Origin of the sequence: Pseudomonas sp. NBRC 111133, assembly GCF_001320605.1 — a bacterium.
Classification (GTDB): Bacteria; Pseudomonadota; Gammaproteobacteria; order Pseudomonadales; family Pseudomonadaceae; genus Aquipseudomonas; species Aquipseudomonas monteilii.
Map to the genome: position 1 here is coordinate 1 of NZ_BCBJ01000068.1, position 16,590 is coordinate 16,590.

The 16,590-nt window shown below is 61.4% G+C and carries 14 protein-coding genes and 3 pseudogenes; 1 reads left to right on the forward strand and 16 read right to left on the reverse strand.

Translation table 11 applies throughout. From position 1 onward, the window contains the following. The 3 genes and pseudogenes from APH36_RS15135 to APH36_RS15145 form a co-directional block, all read right to left on the reverse strand. Positions 1 to 591, reverse strand: a pseudogene (locus tag APH36_RS15135) (hypothetical protein); the annotation flags it as partial. A 351-nt stretch (positions 592 to 942) separates the two neighbouring features. Then, a complete protein-coding gene (locus APH36_RS15140; RefSeq protein WP_060499307.1) occupies positions 943 to 1,149 on the reverse strand; it encodes a hypothetical protein in 207 nt (68 codons plus the stop codon). 272 nt (positions 1,150 to 1,421) lie between these two features. Next, complete coding sequence (locus APH36_RS15145) at positions 1,422 to 1,781, reverse strand: XRE family transcriptional regulator (protein WP_306303034.1); 360 nt, start codon at positions 1,779 to 1,781, stop codon at positions 1,422 to 1,424. Between the two features lie 125 nt (positions 1,782 to 1,906). Between APH36_RS15145 and APH36_RS30835 the strand changes: the two are divergent. Next, a pseudogene (locus tag APH36_RS30835) lies at positions 1,907 to 2,173 on the forward strand (LysE family transporter); the annotation flags it as partial. Between the two features lie 102 nt (positions 2,174 to 2,275). On the opposite strand, the pseudogene APH36_RS33055 reads toward APH36_RS30835, so the two are convergent. The 13 genes and pseudogenes from APH36_RS33055 to APH36_RS15210 all read right to left on the reverse strand — a co-directional run. Beyond that, positions 2,276 to 3,253: pseudogene (locus APH36_RS33055) on the reverse strand (autotransporter outer membrane beta-barrel domain-containing protein); the annotation flags it as partial. Between the two features lie 121 nt (positions 3,254 to 3,374). Beyond that, entirely contained in the window at positions 3,375 to 3,650 is a 276-nt protein-coding gene (locus APH36_RS15155) for a peptidylprolyl isomerase (RefSeq protein ID WP_016715601.1), read from the reverse strand. A gap of 33 nt (positions 3,651 to 3,683) precedes the next feature. After that, a complete protein-coding gene (locus APH36_RS15160) occupies positions 3,684 to 5,642 on the reverse strand; it encodes an acetoacetate--CoA ligase (RefSeq protein WP_060499308.1) in 1,959 nt (652 codons plus the stop codon). 166 nt (positions 5,643 to 5,808) lie between these two features. Next, positions 5,809 to 6,288, reverse strand: coding sequence for a serine protease inhibitor ecotin (eco, locus tag APH36_RS15165; RefSeq protein WP_060499309.1), 480 nt, complete (start codon positions 6,286 to 6,288; stop codon positions 5,809 to 5,811). 55 nt (positions 6,289 to 6,343) lie between these two features. Continuing rightward, positions 6,344 to 7,114 (reverse strand): 3-hydroxybutyrate dehydrogenase, encoded by a 771-nt coding sequence (gene hbdH, locus APH36_RS15170; RefSeq protein WP_060499310.1) that lies wholly within the window; start codon positions 7,112 to 7,114, stop codon positions 6,344 to 6,346. A 10-nt stretch (positions 7,115 to 7,124) separates the two neighbouring features. Beyond that, on the reverse strand, positions 7,125 to 8,516 hold the full coding sequence (locus APH36_RS15175; protein WP_060499311.1) for a GntP family permease: 1,392 nt from the start codon (positions 8,514 to 8,516) through the stop codon (positions 7,125 to 7,127). A 211-nt stretch (positions 8,517 to 8,727) separates the two neighbouring features. Beyond that, positions 8,728 to 10,110, reverse strand: a complete 1,383-nt coding sequence (locus APH36_RS15180; protein ID WP_060499312.1) for a sigma-54-dependent Fis family transcriptional regulator — start codon at positions 10,108 to 10,110, stop codon at positions 8,728 to 8,730. Positions 10,111 to 10,189: 79 nt separating this feature from the next. Further along, positions 10,190 to 11,206 carry an ABC transporter permease gene (locus tag APH36_RS15185; protein ID WP_060499313.1) on the reverse strand — a complete coding sequence of 339 codons (1,017 nt, stop codon included), beginning with the start codon at positions 11,204 to 11,206 and terminating at the stop codon, positions 10,190 to 10,192. After that, positions 11,206 to 12,264, reverse strand: a complete 1,059-nt coding sequence (locus APH36_RS15190) for a microcin C ABC transporter permease YejB (RefSeq protein WP_060499314.1) — start codon at positions 12,262 to 12,264, stop codon at positions 11,206 to 11,208. The genes APH36_RS15185 and APH36_RS15190 overlap by 1 nt, the downstream gene beginning before the upstream one ends. Further along, positions 12,261 to 14,060 carry an extracellular solute-binding protein gene (locus APH36_RS15195; RefSeq protein ID WP_060499423.1) on the reverse strand — a complete coding sequence of 600 codons (1,800 nt, stop codon included), beginning with the start codon at positions 14,058 to 14,060 and terminating at the stop codon, positions 12,261 to 12,263. The genes APH36_RS15190 and APH36_RS15195 overlap by 4 nt, the downstream gene beginning before the upstream one ends. 139 nt (positions 14,061 to 14,199) lie before the next feature. Continuing rightward, complete coding sequence (locus APH36_RS15200) at positions 14,200 to 14,481, reverse strand: peptidylprolyl isomerase (RefSeq protein WP_054884552.1); 282 nt, start codon at positions 14,479 to 14,481, stop codon at positions 14,200 to 14,202. A gap of 79 nt (positions 14,482 to 14,560) precedes the next feature. Further along, a complete protein-coding gene (locus APH36_RS15205) occupies positions 14,561 to 15,622 on the reverse strand; it encodes a 3-deoxy-7-phosphoheptulonate synthase (protein ID WP_060499315.1) in 1,062 nt (353 codons plus the stop codon). 575 nt (positions 15,623 to 16,197) lie between these two features. Then, positions 16,198 to 16,518, reverse strand: coding sequence for a hypothetical protein (locus APH36_RS15210; protein ID WP_060499316.1), 321 nt, complete (start codon positions 16,516 to 16,518; stop codon positions 16,198 to 16,200). Positions 16,519 to 16,590: the final 72 nt, after the last annotated feature.

Genomic DNA, 16,590 nt, shown 5'->3' on the forward strand with positions numbered 1-16,590 from the left:
CGCTAAAATAAGGCTCGTGTCTTCTGATACCTCGATCTTATGAGGCAGCTGAGCAGGTTGCGTGCCTAAAAGCTGTATCATGGAGTTTATGTCGTTCGGTGCATCTGCAGTTTCAGTAAGAGCGAGCGCAATTTTCGAGGTATCTTCTTGAACTTCGTCAATTCGCAAAGTGTGGCTGTACTCTGTCGTGCGGAGTCCTTGAATGTCGAAAATTCTTGCGGTGATTGAGTCTTTGATTAAGACTGTAGGCAAGTTGAAAGCTTGACGTACCCCAAGCTCATATAATACGTTGGGGTTTCGTCCGCTTAAGTCGCATATAACTATGTCACTTTCGATAATCTTTTTGAGGATATCAATGATGATGTAGTTGCTTGCTGCCACAAAGTCAGCTCGTTGAGCTGTGTACCCAGCGATGGCGCATGCTGGCTTGATAAGATATTCGTACACCCTTCTGAAATGTCCAGCGTCGTATCCGTCCATGTCAGCTATGGGCATCATGACGAAGCAGGTTTTTTCGGGCGTCTCACGCTCTCCTTTGGTTACTGATTTCTGTATACCAAGCGCGTTTGAGTTCTTATCTTTTGCGGTCATCCAGACCTTCCTGTAATTCGAAAGTGAAGATTTGAGGAGGTAAATATTGAGGTGGTTGGATGTGTCCGCGTAACGCTATCATTTTCGTATTTGCGTAACACCGTTGGCCATTTTATAGGTGACCCGGGATCCAAGCCTGCCTATATTGATATCAAATAGCCATGGTGCCTTGTCAACAGAAATCTTACTGAATCCGATTCCAATAGGTACGAAATTGGTACGGTCATGGAGTCAAAGGGTTTGAAGCAAGGCAATACGGGCGCTACAGGAAAATAGCCTCAATCCATCATTGTCGCGTTTCATGTGTGGACTCTGTCAGCGGCGCGTGTAAAGCCCTGGCTGCGGGTTCGGTTACGCCCGCAGGCGCTCTACCCCGGCTGAGATCGCCTCAGCGTGGATATCGAGGGTCTTTAAGGCGGCCATGACGTTTTCATGTATTTGAACCGAGCCGCGATGACTAACCCACAGCGAGAGCTCCTCCAGAGCTGCTCTGATGGCGACCTGGTTCAAATGCAGCAGCTCAAGGGTGTCAGCAGTGGTTGAGGCTTGGTCATCCATGCGTGTGCTCCAGGGGTGATAATTCTTAGGGCAAAATTAGGGCAAATCCTAGGGCGTCTTAGGCCTATGCAGGCCATCCGGCAATCCAGAATAGCCGTTTATGCTGGCCTCTTGCGGCCTATTGAGATCATCGGGCGGGTTCAAATCTCTATCCCGCTTGTTAGGCTCAATACAGCCGCGGTTTGGCTATCGTGGAGGGTCGTAGCGCTGAAAAGGCGAGCCGTATAGCTCAGTAAAAATCCGGTTGGCTCGCCCAGCCCTCGATCGCTCTATCATTCGATCAGGTGATAGTCGCCTCTGGTTCTGGGATCAGGTGTAGCGCCTCGGCAGTCGTCAGAACGCAGGGGAGGGTGCCCGGGGAAGAAAATGAGCCCTTCCGCTTCAAGCGCAAAAGCGAGCGCCTGCATTGTGACGCGCCGCAGCTCATCTCCGAGCTCGACCGTGCGGATCGCATCTGGTGAAACACCCGAACGAAATGCGAGTGCTTCTACACTCCACTTAAGGGCTAGGCGTGAAGGCTCGCAATGCTCTGAACGGAAACCTAAGGGAAGGTCCGCGAAAAATTCTTCCATCTCCCTCGGGATCTCTTCGTCTTTGCTCGGTATCGGGAAAGTAATGATGTCGGCCGTCATGGTCAGTACTCGCTATCTGTATGTATATACAGTATAGCAGGGAAGGCATCCTGAGCAATGGATACGGTTTAAGGCCGGTTTGAGGGATGGGCGGGAGGCTATTTTAAAATCTATATTACCATTCGCTAGGTAACCCCAAGGCGATCCTGATCTTCACCGCCTTCCTGCCGCAGTTCGTCTCGGTCGGTAGCGCCACCCCGGTGAGCGAGCAGTTCCTGTGGCTGGGTGTGTTGTTTCTGCTGCTGGAATGGGCGGCCATTGCCATTTACTCAGGCCTGGGCGCCTACATGCAGCGTTGGTTCAGCCAGCCTGGCCCGCGCCGCCTGTTCAACCGGGTTAGCGCCTCCCTGCTGGGCTGCGCCGGCCTCGGCTTGCTGGCGGCACGCCGCTAGAACTGCCAGCGCACGCCCAGGTTCACGCCGCTGGCTTCCTGCTGGCGGCTGTCCAGGTTGGCGGTGTATTGCACGCCGCCATGCAGGCCGACTGACGACAAGTCGGTCAGACGCTGCATCGTCACCGGCAAGTACGCTGTTGACACGTAGCAGACCGTTATCGCCCTCGTAATTGCCGTTTATAGTCAGTCGGCCCTGGGCGTCATTGCCCGTGCTGAGGTCTATCATCCCGGCATTCAGCACTGAAGCGCTTTGGCCATTGCCCTTCGCGGTGATCGTGCCTTGACGGGACAGCAGTGCGCTGCTGTCATCGATGATCAGGGCACCTGTGCCGGTGCCGTCGTCGCCGAGGGTCAATGTGTCGTCGAGCGTGAGACGGCTGTCATCGAACAGGCCTATGGCCTCCCAGTTCACGTACTGCGCGCCACCGTCTATTTGGCTTTTTTCGAACACCAGGCTATCGCTGCCGGGGCCCCCATCCAGGTCAGTGACCAATGTCTTCGAGTCGAGACCGATGATATTTCCTTGGCCGTCACCTGGCCCCATTCTTACCGGGCCGCCGATGCGCCCGCCCGACCAGGTAAAAATGTCGTTATCGTTGCCGGCACGTATCTCACCTTTGAGCGTGCCACCACTGAGGGTGATATTGTCTAGGCCGCTACTGGTGCTGATATCACCGCCGATGGTGCCGCCGGTCATGGTGATCGTGTCATTGCCAAGCCCACTGACGACGTTGCCGACAACGAGGGTTTCAATCCCGAGACTTTGGGAAATATTGAGAATGTTGTCAGCAAGCTTGAGATCTATCCGGCCAATGCTGCCGCCCTGGAAGTCGGCGATGTCACCATCTTCAAACGCGTCCGTAATAGTCCCACCGGTCATGGTGAACGTGTCTTGGCCATTGCCTTGCTGCAATGTCAGAACTGTGCCGCCGCCGATGGTGAACGTGTCGGCCGCATTCGTCTGCACGAGGGCACCCAGATTGTCACCGGATGAAACGGTCAGGGATTCAGCGTGAGCCAGCAAAGGCAGGGTAAGTAGGGGGAATGCGGCAGGCAGCAGCAGGCGAGGGCAGCGCATAGGCAGGTTTCCGTGTCCATTGAAGGGTCCACTACCTAAAGCGTCGCTTCGGCCCTGCCTGTGTTGTATGTATTGTAAGGTGACGGAACAACTGGCAAAAATGTCAGGTGGCCCGCTGCCATCAATCGCGGTAGAAGGTTTGCACCAGGTGGTAGCCGAACTTGCTCTTGATCGGCCCGTGCACCACGCGCAGCGGCTTTTTGAAGATTACCTGGTCGATGGCACCGACCATCTGGCCCGGACGGATTTCGCCCAAGTCACCACCGCGTTTGCCTGACGGGCAAATGGAGAACTTTTTGGCCAGTACGTCGAAAGCCTCGCCGTTGGCGATGCGCTGCTTGAGCTTTTCGGCTTCGTCAGCGGTCTTGACCAGGATGTGGCGGGCTTGGGCTTTCATGGGGTACCTGTGCTTCGGGGAAAAAGGGCGGCATTATGCCTGCTCGCGCAACTCCACGCGATCTCGAAACTGCTCCAGCGCTTGCGGGTTGGCAAGCGCGTCGGTGTTCTTCACCGGTAAGCCATGCACCACATTGCGAACCGCCAACTCCACAAGCTTGCCGCTGATGGTATGTGGTATGTCACTGACCTGGGCAATCACCGCCGGCACATGGCGGGGGGTGGTGAATTGGCGTATCACCTGGCGAATGCGCTGGCGCAGGGCCTCATTGAGCTGCAGGCCGTCTTGCAGGCGTACGAACAGCACCACACGCACATCGCCTTTCCAGTCCTGGCCGATGGCCACGCTTTCCAGCACCTGCTCGACTTTCTCCACCTGGCGGTAGATCTCCGCCGTGCCAATGCGCACGCCGCCCGGGTTGAGCACGGCATCCGAGCGGCCGTGAATCACCAGGCCGCCATGAGTGCGCTGTTCGGCATAGTCGCCTTGGGCCCAAACCCCCGGGTACTGGCTGAAATAGGCGTCGTAATAGCGGCTGCCGTCCGGGTCGTGCCAAAACCCCAACGGCATGCAGGGAAAGTTGCGGGTACACACCAGCTCGCCTTTTTCGTCCAGCACCGGCTGGCCGTGCTCATTCCACACTTCCACCGCCATGCCCAGGCCCATGCACTGGATTTCACCACGGCGCACTGGCAGGGTCGGGTTGCCCAGCACGAAGCACGAGACAATGTCGGTACCGCCCGACATGGACGCCAGGCACAGGTCAGCCTTGATCTTGCTGTACACGTAGTCATAGCTGTGGGGTGACAGCGGCGAACCGGTGGACAGCAGCAACCGCAGGCTGGCCAGGTTGTGGCTGGCTGCAGGCTCAAGGCCCGCCTGCTCCAGCGCTGCCAGGTACTTGGCGCTGGTCCCGAAGGCGTGGATGCCCTCGGCGTCGATCAAGTCCAGCAGCCGTTCGGGTCCGGGGTGGAACGGCGAGCCGTCGTACAGCACCAGCGTGGCGCCTATGGCCAGGCCGCTGGCCAGCCAGTTCCACATCATCCAACCGCAGGTGGTGTAGTAGAACAACACGTCATCGGCTTTCAGGTCGTTGTGCAGGCCGTGTTCCTTGAGGTGCTGCAGCAACACGCCACCGGCGCGGTGGACGATACACTTGGGCACGCCGGTGGTGCCGCTGGAGTAGAGAATGCACAGCGGGTGGTCAAACGGCAGCGGGGTGAAACGCGGCTCGCCACCGGGTTGGTAGACGTCATCCCACAGGCTCACCCGGGCCGCGTGGAACTCGTCGGGGCGAGTGCCGCTACGGGTATGAGGTACTACGATCAGCTGCTCCAGGCCTGGCAACTGCTCGCACACATGGTTGACCTTGGCCACCTGATCGATGTCTTTTCCAGCGTATTGATAGCCGGCACAGACGATCAGCAGTTTGGGCGTAATCTGGCCGAAACGGTCGATGATGCCATTCACGCCGAACTCGGGCGAAGAGGTCGACCAGATCGCGCCGAGGCTGGTGCAGGCAAGCATGGCCACCAGTGTTTGCCAGGTATTGGGCATCACGGCAGCCACACGGTCGCCTGCGACGATGCCTGCGGCCTTGAACGCCGCTTGCAACCCCGCTACATGGGCGGCCAGCTGGGCGTGGGTGAGCGCCTGGCGGTGGCCATCCTCGCGTATGGAAACAACGGCCGGGCGGTCGTCGCGACGGCGCAGCAGGTGTTCGGCGAAGTTCAGGGTGGCGTTGGCGAACCACTGCGCTTCGGGCATTTGTGGCCCTTCACTCAGCATTTGGCTCGCCGGGGTGTGCCAGCGCACGTGGAAATAGTCGGCAAGGGTCTGCCAGAAGGCGGGCCGCTGTTCGATGCTCCAGCGGTGCAGCGCCTGGTAGTCGGTGAGTTGCAGGTTGTAGCGCAGGTTGACCCGTCGGCGGAAGGCATCCATCCGGCTGGCCTTGACCTGCGCCGTGGAGGGGCGCCAGAGCACATCGTTCATGCGTTTCCTCCCGTTACTGCCAACCGCGGGCTTGTCATCTGTGGGGCAGATGAAGGAAGTCCCCTGTAGGAGCGGGTTTACCCGCGAAGAAGCCGGCGCGGTGCATGGCACCGGCGTTGCCGGTGTTCGCGGCTGAAGCCGCTCCTACAGTGACCGCGCAGGCTGTTTATTCTACTTTAGCCTTCTGCACGTCCTGCGATGCCGACCACACGCGGTAGCGCACTTCGACATCCTTGGGCACATACAGCACTACCGGCAGCTTGCTGTTGTAACGCAGCAGGAAGCCGTCACCGACCACCGGCACGAAGGCCTCAGTCTTCTTGCCATCCGGGCAGGCCATCAGCGTGCTGGCCGGGCCGCTGACCTTGTCCAGGCGGTAGTAATTGTAGCCCCAGCCTTCCAGGGTGCGTTCTTCCAGGTTGCCGCCCAGGCGTTGGCGATTGCAGTCCACCTGCAGCGTCTTGCCAGCGAGGATTTCCAGTTTATAGGCCGACTCATCAGCCTGTGCCGGCAGGTGAATCACCTGCCGGGTGAAGCCTTTTTCTGCCTCGGGGTAGGGGGCGACGTCCTTCAGGCTGGCTGCCATCACAGGGGCTGCGGCAGCCAGGGTCAGGGCCAGAATCGCGGGCATCGGGGTAGGGCGCATAAGGCCTCCTTGCAAATAATCGAATACGAGACCACTGCCAGGCCCAGGCCGCCCGTCATTGGGCCAACCAGCCACCATCGACGTTCCAGGCGGCGCCGCGAACCTGGCTTGCGGCCTCGCTGCACAAGAATAGTACCAGCTCACCCAGGTGTTCGGGGGTGACGAACGCCAGCGATGGTTGCTTCTCGGCCAGCAGATCATGCTGTGCCTGCAGCGGGTCGCCACCGTTGGCAGCACGGTCGTCGATCTGCTTCTGCACCAGCGGGGTCAGCACCCAGCCTGGGCAGATGGCATTGCAGGTGACATTGCTGGTGGCCGTTTCCAGCCCGACCACCTTGGTCAGGCCGACCACACCATGTTTGGCCGCCACATAGGCTGCCTTGCCAGTCGAACCGACCAGGCCATGTACCGACGCGATGTTGATGATGCGCCCCCAGTTGCGCGCGCGCATGCCCGGCAGCGCCAGCCGCGTGCCATGGAATACGGCCGACAGGTTGAGGGCGATGATCTTGTCCCAACTTTCCTGCGGGAACTGCTCCACCGGTGCTACATGCTGGATGCCGGCATTGTTGACCAGAATATCGACACCACCGAATTCGCGTTCGGCCAGTGCGAACAACGCTTCAATCTGGGCCACGTCCGACAGGTCGGCCGGGTGGTGAACCGCTTTCACCCCGTGCCGGGTGATCTCGGCCAGCGCCGCTGCCGGGTCGCCAAAGCCGTTGAGCACGATATTGGCGCCCGCGCGGGCCAGCACCTGGGAGATGCCCAGGCCGATGCCGCTGGTAGAACCGGTGACGAGTGCAGTCTTGCCTTTGAGGGTCATGCATAGCTCCTTAGACGATGCCGGTGGCGTAGAAGGTGGCGATGACCACGAACACCGCCAGGGTCTTGATCAGGGTAATACCGAAAATGTCCTTGTAGGTCTCGCGGTGGGTCAGGCCGGTCACCGCCAGCAAGGTGATCACCGCGCCGTTGTGTGGCAGGGTGTCCATGCCACCGCTGGCCATGGCGGCCACCCGGTGCAGTACTTCGAGCGGGATGTTGGCGGCATGGGCGGCGGCGATGAACGTGTCGCCCATGGCCGCCAGGGCGATGCTCATTCCGCCCGAAGCGGAGCCTGTGATGCCGGCCAGCAAGGTCACGGTGATGGCTTCGTTGACCAGCGGGTTGGGGATGCCACGCAGGGCATCGGCCAGCACCAGAAAGCCTGGCAGCGAGGCGATCACTGCACCAAAGCCATATTCGGAAGCGGTGTTCATGGCCGCCAGCAAAGCACCCCCCACCGCGCTTTTGGTGCCTTCTGCCAGGCGCGTGCGGATGGCGCCAAAGGCACACACCAGCACCATCAGGATGCCCACCAGCAATGCTGCCTGCACTGCCCAGATGGCCGTGAGTTTGGCCACGTCGCTTTGCACTGGCGCGCTCATGCCGGGCAGTTGCAGGCTGTGGCTGGGGCCGTACCACTGGGGGATCCAGTGGGTGAACAACAGGTTCATTACCCCCACGAGTATCAGCGGGGACAGGGCCAGCCAGGGGTTGGGCAGGGCCAGGTCGGCAGCGGTTTCCGGTTCGTTGCGCAAGTCGGTGCCATAGCCTTCACCTGCACGCTGGGCTTTGTTGCGTTGGCGTTGCAAGTAGGCCATGCCGGTAAAGAACACGAACAACGTGCCGATCAGGCCCAGCCATGGCGCCGCCCAGGCGGTGGTGTTGAAGAAGGTGCTGGGGATGATGTTCTGAATTTGTGGGGTGCCCGGCAGGGCGTCCATGGTGAAAGAGAATGCACCCAACGCGATGGTGGCCGGGATCAGGCGCTTGGGGATGTTGCTCTGGCGGAACATTTCGGCGGCGAACGGGTACACCGCGAACACCACCACGAACAGCGAGACACCGCCGTAAGTGAGCAGGGCGCAGACCAGCACGATGACCAGCATCGCTTGACGGGTGCCGAGCAGGCGGATGGCGGCGGCAACGATCGACCGGGAGAAGCCGGACAGTTCGATCAACTTGCCAAACACAGCGCCCAGCAGGAACACCGGGAAGTAGAGTTTGATGAAGCCCACCATTTTCTCCATGAACACCCCGGTGAACGCGGGGGCCACGGCAGAGGGGTCGGTGAGCAGGACGGCGCCGAGGGCGGCGATGGGGGCAAAGAGGATTACGCTGTAACCGCGATAGGCAGCCAGCATCAGCAGGGCCAGAGCGGCGAGGGCGATGAGCACGGTCATCGGGGAGGGTCTCCTGGGTGAGTCTTGTTTTTATCGGTGTGCAGGAGATAGCGGGAATCGTGCCAAAATATAAGATATTGATTTATAAGTATTTTTTGTTTGTTTTGAAATATTTGTCTCTAATTCGAGATTTTTGTTTCGCGTTGCGTCCCGCCGAGGCACAAGGGCAAAGCCCTCGCGATAGTCTCAACATGGAAACTATAGTCTCTAATCAGAGACCAAGTGCAACCATCTTCTTGTACAGGGTCGACCGTCCTAGCCCCAATGCCTGAGCAGCCTGCGGCACATTGCCCTCGCATTCTGCGAGGGCCTCGCCAATCAACTTGCGCTCGAATGCCTCGCAGGCCTCCCGGTATGTCTGTCGCACCGGCCCGGCCGCTATCGGGCTCAACGGCCCCAATGCCGCACGCAAGTCCGCCACCCCCAACCGTGGCTGATCCGCCAGCAATGTCGCGCGCTCCAGCACATTGCGCAGCTCGCGAATGTTCCCCGGCCATGCATGCCGCGCCAGCAGTTGTTGCGCATCAGCCTCCAGCTCGTACTGGCTGCCCAGTTCACCCAGTATGGTCTCGCACAGCGCTGGCAAATCCTCCAGACGCTCCCGCAGCGGCGGCACGTCGATCGGCAGCACATTCAGCCGGTAATACAGGTCGGCGCGAAACGCCCCACGGGCCATGGCTGCCTGCAGGTCGATGGAGGTGGCGGCAATGATGCGCACGTCGCTGCGCAGCATCTGGTTCGAGCCAACCGGCTCGTATTCCTTTTCCTGCAGTACGCGCAGCAGCTTGCTCTGCAGGGCTAGCGGCATGTCGCCGATCTCGTCGAGGAACAGCGTGCCGCCTTCGGCCAACTGCAGCTTGCCACTGCGGCCCTTGCGGTCGGCGCCGGTAAACGCACCCGGCGCGGTGCCGAAAAATTCGGCTTCGAGCAGCGTTTCAGGGATCGCTGCACTGTTGATGCTGACGAAGGCTTTGTGCGCCCGCGCCGACGCCGCGTGGATGGCATGGGCCAGTAGCTCTTTGCCCGTACCGGTTTCGCCCAGCAACAACACCGGCGAATCGCTGCCCGCACCGCGCCGGGCGCGGCGCTTGGCTTCCAGGCTGGCAGCGCAGCTCCCCACGAACTGTGCGAAGCTGTACTTGGCTTGTCGGGCGCGCAGTTGCGAGCGGGTCGAGGCCAGCTCCTGCTGCATGCTGGCGTAGCGTTTAAGCAGTGGCGACAGGCTGCGCAGTTCGTCGAACAGTGCAAAGCCGATGGCACCGATCAGTGCGCCCTGGTCGTCGTGGATCGGCAGGCGCATCACCACCAGGGGCTCGTTCGAGGTGTCGAGCATGTCCAGCAGGATTGGCCGGCCATTGCTCACCACGTCGCGCATCAGGCTGCCTGGGATCACCGCCTCGCATGGCTGGCCGATGGCTCTGGCGGCATCGGCCAGGCCGAAGCGCCGGGCGTAGCGTTCGTTCATCCAGACGATACGTGCATTGCGGTCAACGATGACCGTGCCTTCGCTGGACTGCTCGATGATCTCGAACAGCGAGTGAATTGCCAGTTGCCGTACCTGGGGGTAGTTCTTGAGGCTGTCGTTGTGGTGCATGGGTAAACATCCTGAATCATTGTATAAGCAGGTCTGGCCTCTTCGCGGGCGCGCCCGCGAAGAGGCCAGACCTGCAAACTTATCCTCGGGGATCGAACGCCTCACGCAAGGCGTCCCCGATAAACACCAGCAACGACAAGATCACCGCCAGCGCGAAAAACGCGGTAAAGCCCAGCCACGGCGCCTCCAGGTGCTGTTTGCCCTGGGTCACCAGCTCTCCCAGCGAAGCACTCCCGGCCGGCATGCCGAACCCGAGAAAATCCAGCGCAGTCAGGGTGGTGATCGCCCCGGTCAGCATGAACGGCACATAGGTCAGGGTTGCGTTCATGGCATTGGGCAGGATGTGCCGCAGCATCACCTGGCTGTCCGGCAGGCCCAGCGCCCGGGCTGCCTTGACATACTCCAGGTTTCGTCCACGCAGAAACTCGGCCCGTACCACATCGACCAGCGTCAGCCAGGAGAACAGCGCCATGATCCCCAGCAACCACCAGAAATCCGGTTCGACAAAGCCGCTGAGGATGATCAGCAGGTACAGCACCGGCAAGCCTGACCACACCTCCAGCAGGCGCTGGCCGAGCAGGTCGACCCAACCGCCGTGGTAGCCCTGCAACGCGCCGGCTATCACGCCAATGAGCACGCTGACGACGGTCAGGGCAAACGCGAACAGCAGCGATACCCGCGTGCCGTACAGTACCCGCGCCAGCACATCGCGCCCTTGGTCGTCGGTGCCCAGCCAGTTGCTTGCACTTGGCGGGCTGGGGGTGGGGACTTGCAGGTCGTAGTTGGGGGTGTCGGCGCTGAACGGGATGGGCGCGAACAGCATCCAGCCGCCTTGTTCCGCGATCAGTTGGCGCACATACGCACTGCGGTAATCGGGCTGGAACGGCAACTGGCCACCAAACTGCTGCTCGGTGTAGCGCTTGAGTGCCGGCATGTACAGCTCGCCCTTGTAGCCCAGCAGCAGTGGTTTGTCGTTGGCCACCAGCTCTGCGCACATGCTCAACAGCATTAGGCCGGCGAACAGCCACAGCGAGACCCAGCCCAGGCGGTTGCGGCGAAAGCGTTGCAGGCGACGGCGCGAGACGGGGGAAAGCATCAGTGCGCCCTCGTATCGAAGTCGATGCGAGGGTCGAGCAACGTGTACGACAGGTCCCCGATCAGGCGGATCAACAGGCCCGCCAGGGTGAAGATGAACAGCGTGCCGAACACGACCGGGTAATCCCGCGACACCGCTGCGTCATAGCTCATGCGGCCCAGGCCATCGAGCGAAAAGATCACTTCGATCAGCAAGGATCCAGCGAAGAACACCGTTATCAGTGCCTGCGGCAACCCCGCTACCACCAGCAGCATGGCATTGCGCAGTACATGGCCATACAGCACCCGGCGTTCACTCAGGCCTTTGGCCCGGGCGGTGACCACGTATTGGCGGGAAATCTCGTCGAGGAAGGCGTTTTTGGTCAGCAACGTGAGGGTCGCGAAACCGCCAATCACCAAGGCGCCGACGGGCAGCACCAGGTGCCAGAAGTAGTCGGCAACCTTGCCCAGCAGGCTGAGTTCATCGAAGTTATCCGAAACCAGGCCGCGCACCGGAAACCAGTTGAGCGAGGTACCACCGGCGAACAGCACGATCAGCAGCAGGGCGAACAGGAACGAGGGCAGGGCATAGCCGACCACGATCAGCGCGCTGCTCCAGGCATCGAAGCGGCTGCCGTGGCGCACCGCCTTGCGAATGCCCAGCGGGATCGACACCAGGTAGGTGATCAGCGTGGCCCAGAAACCCAGCGACAGGGTCACCGGTAACTTGTCCAGGATCAGGTCCGTGACCGTGGTGCCGCGGAAGAAACTGTTGCCGAAGTCCAGCCGGGCATACTGGCCCAGCATCAGCCACAGGCGCTCGGGGGCGGACTTGTCGAAACCGTACTGGCGCTTGATCGCCTCGATCAGTTTCGGGTCCAGGCCTCGTGTGGCGCGGGAGTCACCGTGCACCACTTCGGCCCGTGCGCCGGGTGCGCCGCCGCCAAGCCCTTGCAGGCGCGCCACGGCCTGTTCTACCGGGCCACCCGGCGCAGCCTGGACGATGGCGAAGTTGACCAGCAGGATCGCCAGCAAGGTCGGGATGATCAACAACAGACGGCGCAGGATGTAGGTGGTCATGGCAAGGCCTTCTGGCGTTCAGCCATTTGCGCGTTGGTCAGCGGGGTGGGGCTTATCTCCCACCAGGTGTCCAGGCCTTCGTCATAGGCCGCCTGGACCTTGGGCAGGCCAAAGCGGTTCCACCAGGCGGTGGAGCTACCTGGCGGGTAGTAGTTGGGGATCCAGTAGTAGTTCCATTGCAGCACTCGGTCCAGGGCGCGTGCGTGCTGCAGCATGTCGGCCTGGGTGTCGGCACGCACCAGGCCATCGATCAGGCGGTCCACGGCCGGGTCTTGCAGCACCATCAGGTTGTTCGAGCCGGGGTCGTGGGCGGCTGCCGAACCAAAGTAGTTGTACAACTCGGCACCCGGCGACAGGGTAACCGGGTAGCCGGTGACGATCATGTCGTAGTCACGCGCCATCAGCCGGTTGACGTACTGGGCAGGGTCGACATTGCGGATGTTCAGGGTGACGCCTATCTGGGCCAGGTTGCGCTTCCACGGCAGCAGCAGGCGCTCCATGCCCGACTGGCCGTTGAGGAAGGTGAAGGCCAACGGTGTGCCGTCGCTGTTCACCAGGCGGTCGCCTTCGGGGTGCCAACCGGCTTGTTCAAGCAGGGCCAGGGCCTGCAACTGTTGTTTGCGGATGATCCCGGACCCGTCGGTGACCGGGGCGCTGAACACGGTGGTGAACACTTCTTCCGGTACGTTGCCGCGCAACGGCTCAAGCAGCTTCAGCTCGCCGGCATCCGGCAGCTTGCGGGCCGCCAGCGGGGTGTTGGAGAACACGCTTTGTTGGCGGATGTACATATTGCGCATCATCTGCCGGTTGCTCCACTCGTAGTCCCACAACATGCCCAGCGCCTGGCGCACCCGGCGGTCCTTGAACTGCGGCTGGTCGAGGTTGAACACGAAGCCTTGGGCTACTTGCGGTTTGGCCGGGCCAAGGTGGGCGCGTTGCAGGCGACCATCCTCCAGTTGCGCGCCGTTGTAACCCAGGGTGTAAGCGGTGGCGGAGAACTCGCGGTTGTAGTCGTAACCCCCGCCTTTGAGCACCTGCCGGGCCACCTCGGTATCGCCGAAGTACTCGATGCGCAGCGTGTCGAAATTGTAGCGGCCACGGCTGGCGGGGAGGTCGCGCGCCCACCAGGTGGGGTCGCGTTCGAAGGTGATGCTGCGGCCGTTGTCGATGCGCCCGATGCGGTAAGGGCCGCTGCCGACTGGCTTGTCAAAGCCGGCACCGTTGGCGAAGTCGCGTTGCTGCCAGTCGTGTTCGGGCAGTACCGGCAGGCTGGCGAGGTCCAGGGCCAGGGTGCGACCGTGCCCGGGCTTGAAGTCGAAGCGCACGCTGTGCGGGTTTTCCACGGTCACGCCAGTGACCTCGGCGAACTGGGTGCGGTACTTGAGGCTGCCTTTGTTCATCAACAGCTCGAAGGTGAAACGTACATCGTCGGCGCGCACCGGTTTGCCATCGGCGAAGGTGGCACGCGGGTCGATATTGAAACGCAGCCAGGCATCGTCGGGGCCGCGCTCCATACTATGGGCGATCAGGCCATAGACGGTATAGGGTTCATCGAAGGAGCGCACGGCCAGTGGCGCATACAACAGGCCATCCACTTCGCTGACGCCAATGCCTTTGTCGATGTATGGCAGAATGTGGTCGAACTGGCCGATCTCGATGGCCGAGCGGCGCAGGATGCCGCCCTTGGGGGCGTTGGGGTTGACGTAGTCGAAGTGCTGGAAGCTGGCGTTGTAGCGGGGGGCTTCACCGTAGACGGTGAGTGCGTGGGTGGGGGCGGCTTGGGTATTGAAAGCCAGACAAAGCAAGAACAGGCCCCACAAACCCTGTAGGAGCGGGCGTGCCCGCGAATGCGTCGGCCCAGGCAACAAGGTTGTCTGGTCTGGCCTATTCGCGGGCAAGCCCGCTCCCACACGGACTTTCATCGGCTGCGAGGACTTAGTCCTGGCGGCTGGTCACTTCCAGCAGGTGGTAGCCGAACTGGGTTTTCACCGGGCCTTGCACGGTGTTGACCGGTGCGCTGAACACCACGGTGTCGAATTCCTTGACCATCTGGCCTGGGCCGAACGAGCCCAGGTCACCGCCCTGACGGCTGGACGGGCAGGTGGAGTTGGCTTTGGCGATTTCAGCGAAGTCGGCGCCTGCTTCGATCTGGGCTTTGAGTTCGTTGCACTTATCTTCGGTGGCGACCAAGATGTGGCGGGCGGTTGCACGGGCCATGGGTACTGCTCCTTGGGGTAAAAAGGCAAGCCTAGCGCACTTGCTTGGGGTATGTCTCGCCAGGCTTGCAAGCTTCGCCTTACAGTTTTTGTGCCGCTTCGCGCAACAGGGTTTCGGTCGAGGCCCAGCCCAGGCAGCCGTCGGTGATCGACACGCCGTATTTCAGTGCGCCCTTGCCCAGCGCCTGACAGCCATCGAACAGGTGCCCTTCGATCATCACGCCGATGATCGAGCGATCGCCGGCCAGGCGCTGCGCCAGCACATCGTTGAACACGGCGGGCTGACGCGCCGGGTCCTTGCCGCTGTTGGCGTGGCTGCAATCGACCATGATGCTTGCGTGCAATCCAACCTTGGCCAGTGCCTGACGGGCCATGGCGATGCTGTTGGCATCGTAGTTGGGGCCTTTGTGGCCACCGCGCAGTACCAGGTGCGTGTCCGGGTTGCCCAGGGTTTCGATGATCGCCGGGTGGCCCTGCGCATCCATGCCGAAGTGGCGGTGCGGGTGGGCGGCGCTGCGCATGGCGTCGCTGGCGATGGCGATGCCGCCGTCGGTGCCGTTCTTGAAGCCGACTGGCAGCTCCAGGCCACTGACCATTTCCCGGTGAATCTGCGATTCGGTGGTGCGTGCGCCAATTGCGGCCCAGGCCAGCAGGTCGTCGAAGTAGCCGGCGGCCATCGGTTGCAGCAGCTCGGTGGCGATCGGCAGGCCGCGTTCGATCATGCTCAGCATCAACCCACGGGACAACGCGATGCCCGAGTGCATGTCGTCACTGCCATCGAGGTGCGGGTCGTAAGCGAGGCCTTTCCAGCCCACGGTAGTGCGCGGTTTTTCGACGTAGGCGCGCATCACCAGCAGCAGCTTGTTGCTGACTTCACGGCTGAGAGCGGCGAGGCGGTCGGCGTATTCCAGGGCTGAGCGAGGGTCGTGGATCGAGCAGGGGCCGACAATCACCAACAGGCGCGGATCGCGGCCTTCGAGGATGTCGCGGATGGCCTGGCGGTGGGCATGGACTTGCTGGGTGAGTTCGCTGGACAGCGGCATTTGCTGCTTGAGCAGGTGCGGGCTGGGCAGGCGCTTGCTGACGGTGGTGTTGGCTGCTTGCGGCTGGGTCAGGGGCAGGGCGAGGCTGGAAGCTTGCATGGCGTTTTTCCCTGGGCGGACGGCGGGTTCTGGCCCGCGTGGTCGGCCCTATCGAGGTGTTCGACAGATCGTTGAATTCGTATTGGCTGCTGCATTGCCACCTGTGGAAGACCGGTCGGAGGCGGCAGGCTGGCCCGAACGGGATTGGCTAAATCGCCAGGCATAGGTGTTTGCGTAGTAATAAGTGGCGTAGTTCATGAATCTGTCCTCAATGTGAATCGGTGTTGTTCAAAGGCCTGAAAAGCAAAACCCCCGGTCGGGGAGCCGACCGGGGGTTTGAGTATTCTCATGTTCGGCGGCCCCTCGAAGGTGGGCGCCGTGTGGGTATCGGCGCCTAGTGGCTAAACCAATACCCAAAGTAATAGCTGGCAGGTGCCACGCAGCCGGCAACGGCCAGCACAGGGCGCAGGGTGCGACCGGTGTGGTTGGCGTGGTTGCGGGTGTGTTTCGGCATGTTGCTCTCCAGTGAATGAGCCCGAGCTTACTTCAGTTCGTTCGGGCCATTCAATGGATAAATGCTATTGGGTTGATCATTAGTTTTTGTACTGGTTGGTTCAATGGCCATAACGCCCGACCTAGTGGCTGTCTTGGTCCTCTGCAGTGCCTCCGGTGTGCCCCGCACCGGAGCCGGTCGCCTCGCCGGTGCTGTTGGAGCCACCGCTCGCGCCGTCGGCGGCATCGGTGTTGCTGCCGGTGTCGCTGCTGTCGTTGCTTTTACCACTGCCGGGGCTGTTGACGCTGCTGCCCTCACCCGCCGTCTTGCCGCCAGACTGATCGGTCTGTGGGCGACCGTCGGTGTTGGTGTGTGTATCGGTGTTGGTGGCAGCGAAGGCGGTGCCGGTGAGGCTGGCCAGGGCCAGCGCGAGGTACAGGGAGAGCGGACGAATGCGGATCATGGAAAGTCTCCTTTGCGGATGGTCTGTCATTCGTTTGGCCAAGTGCGGGGAGCGGGGTGCGCTTTGGGCGAC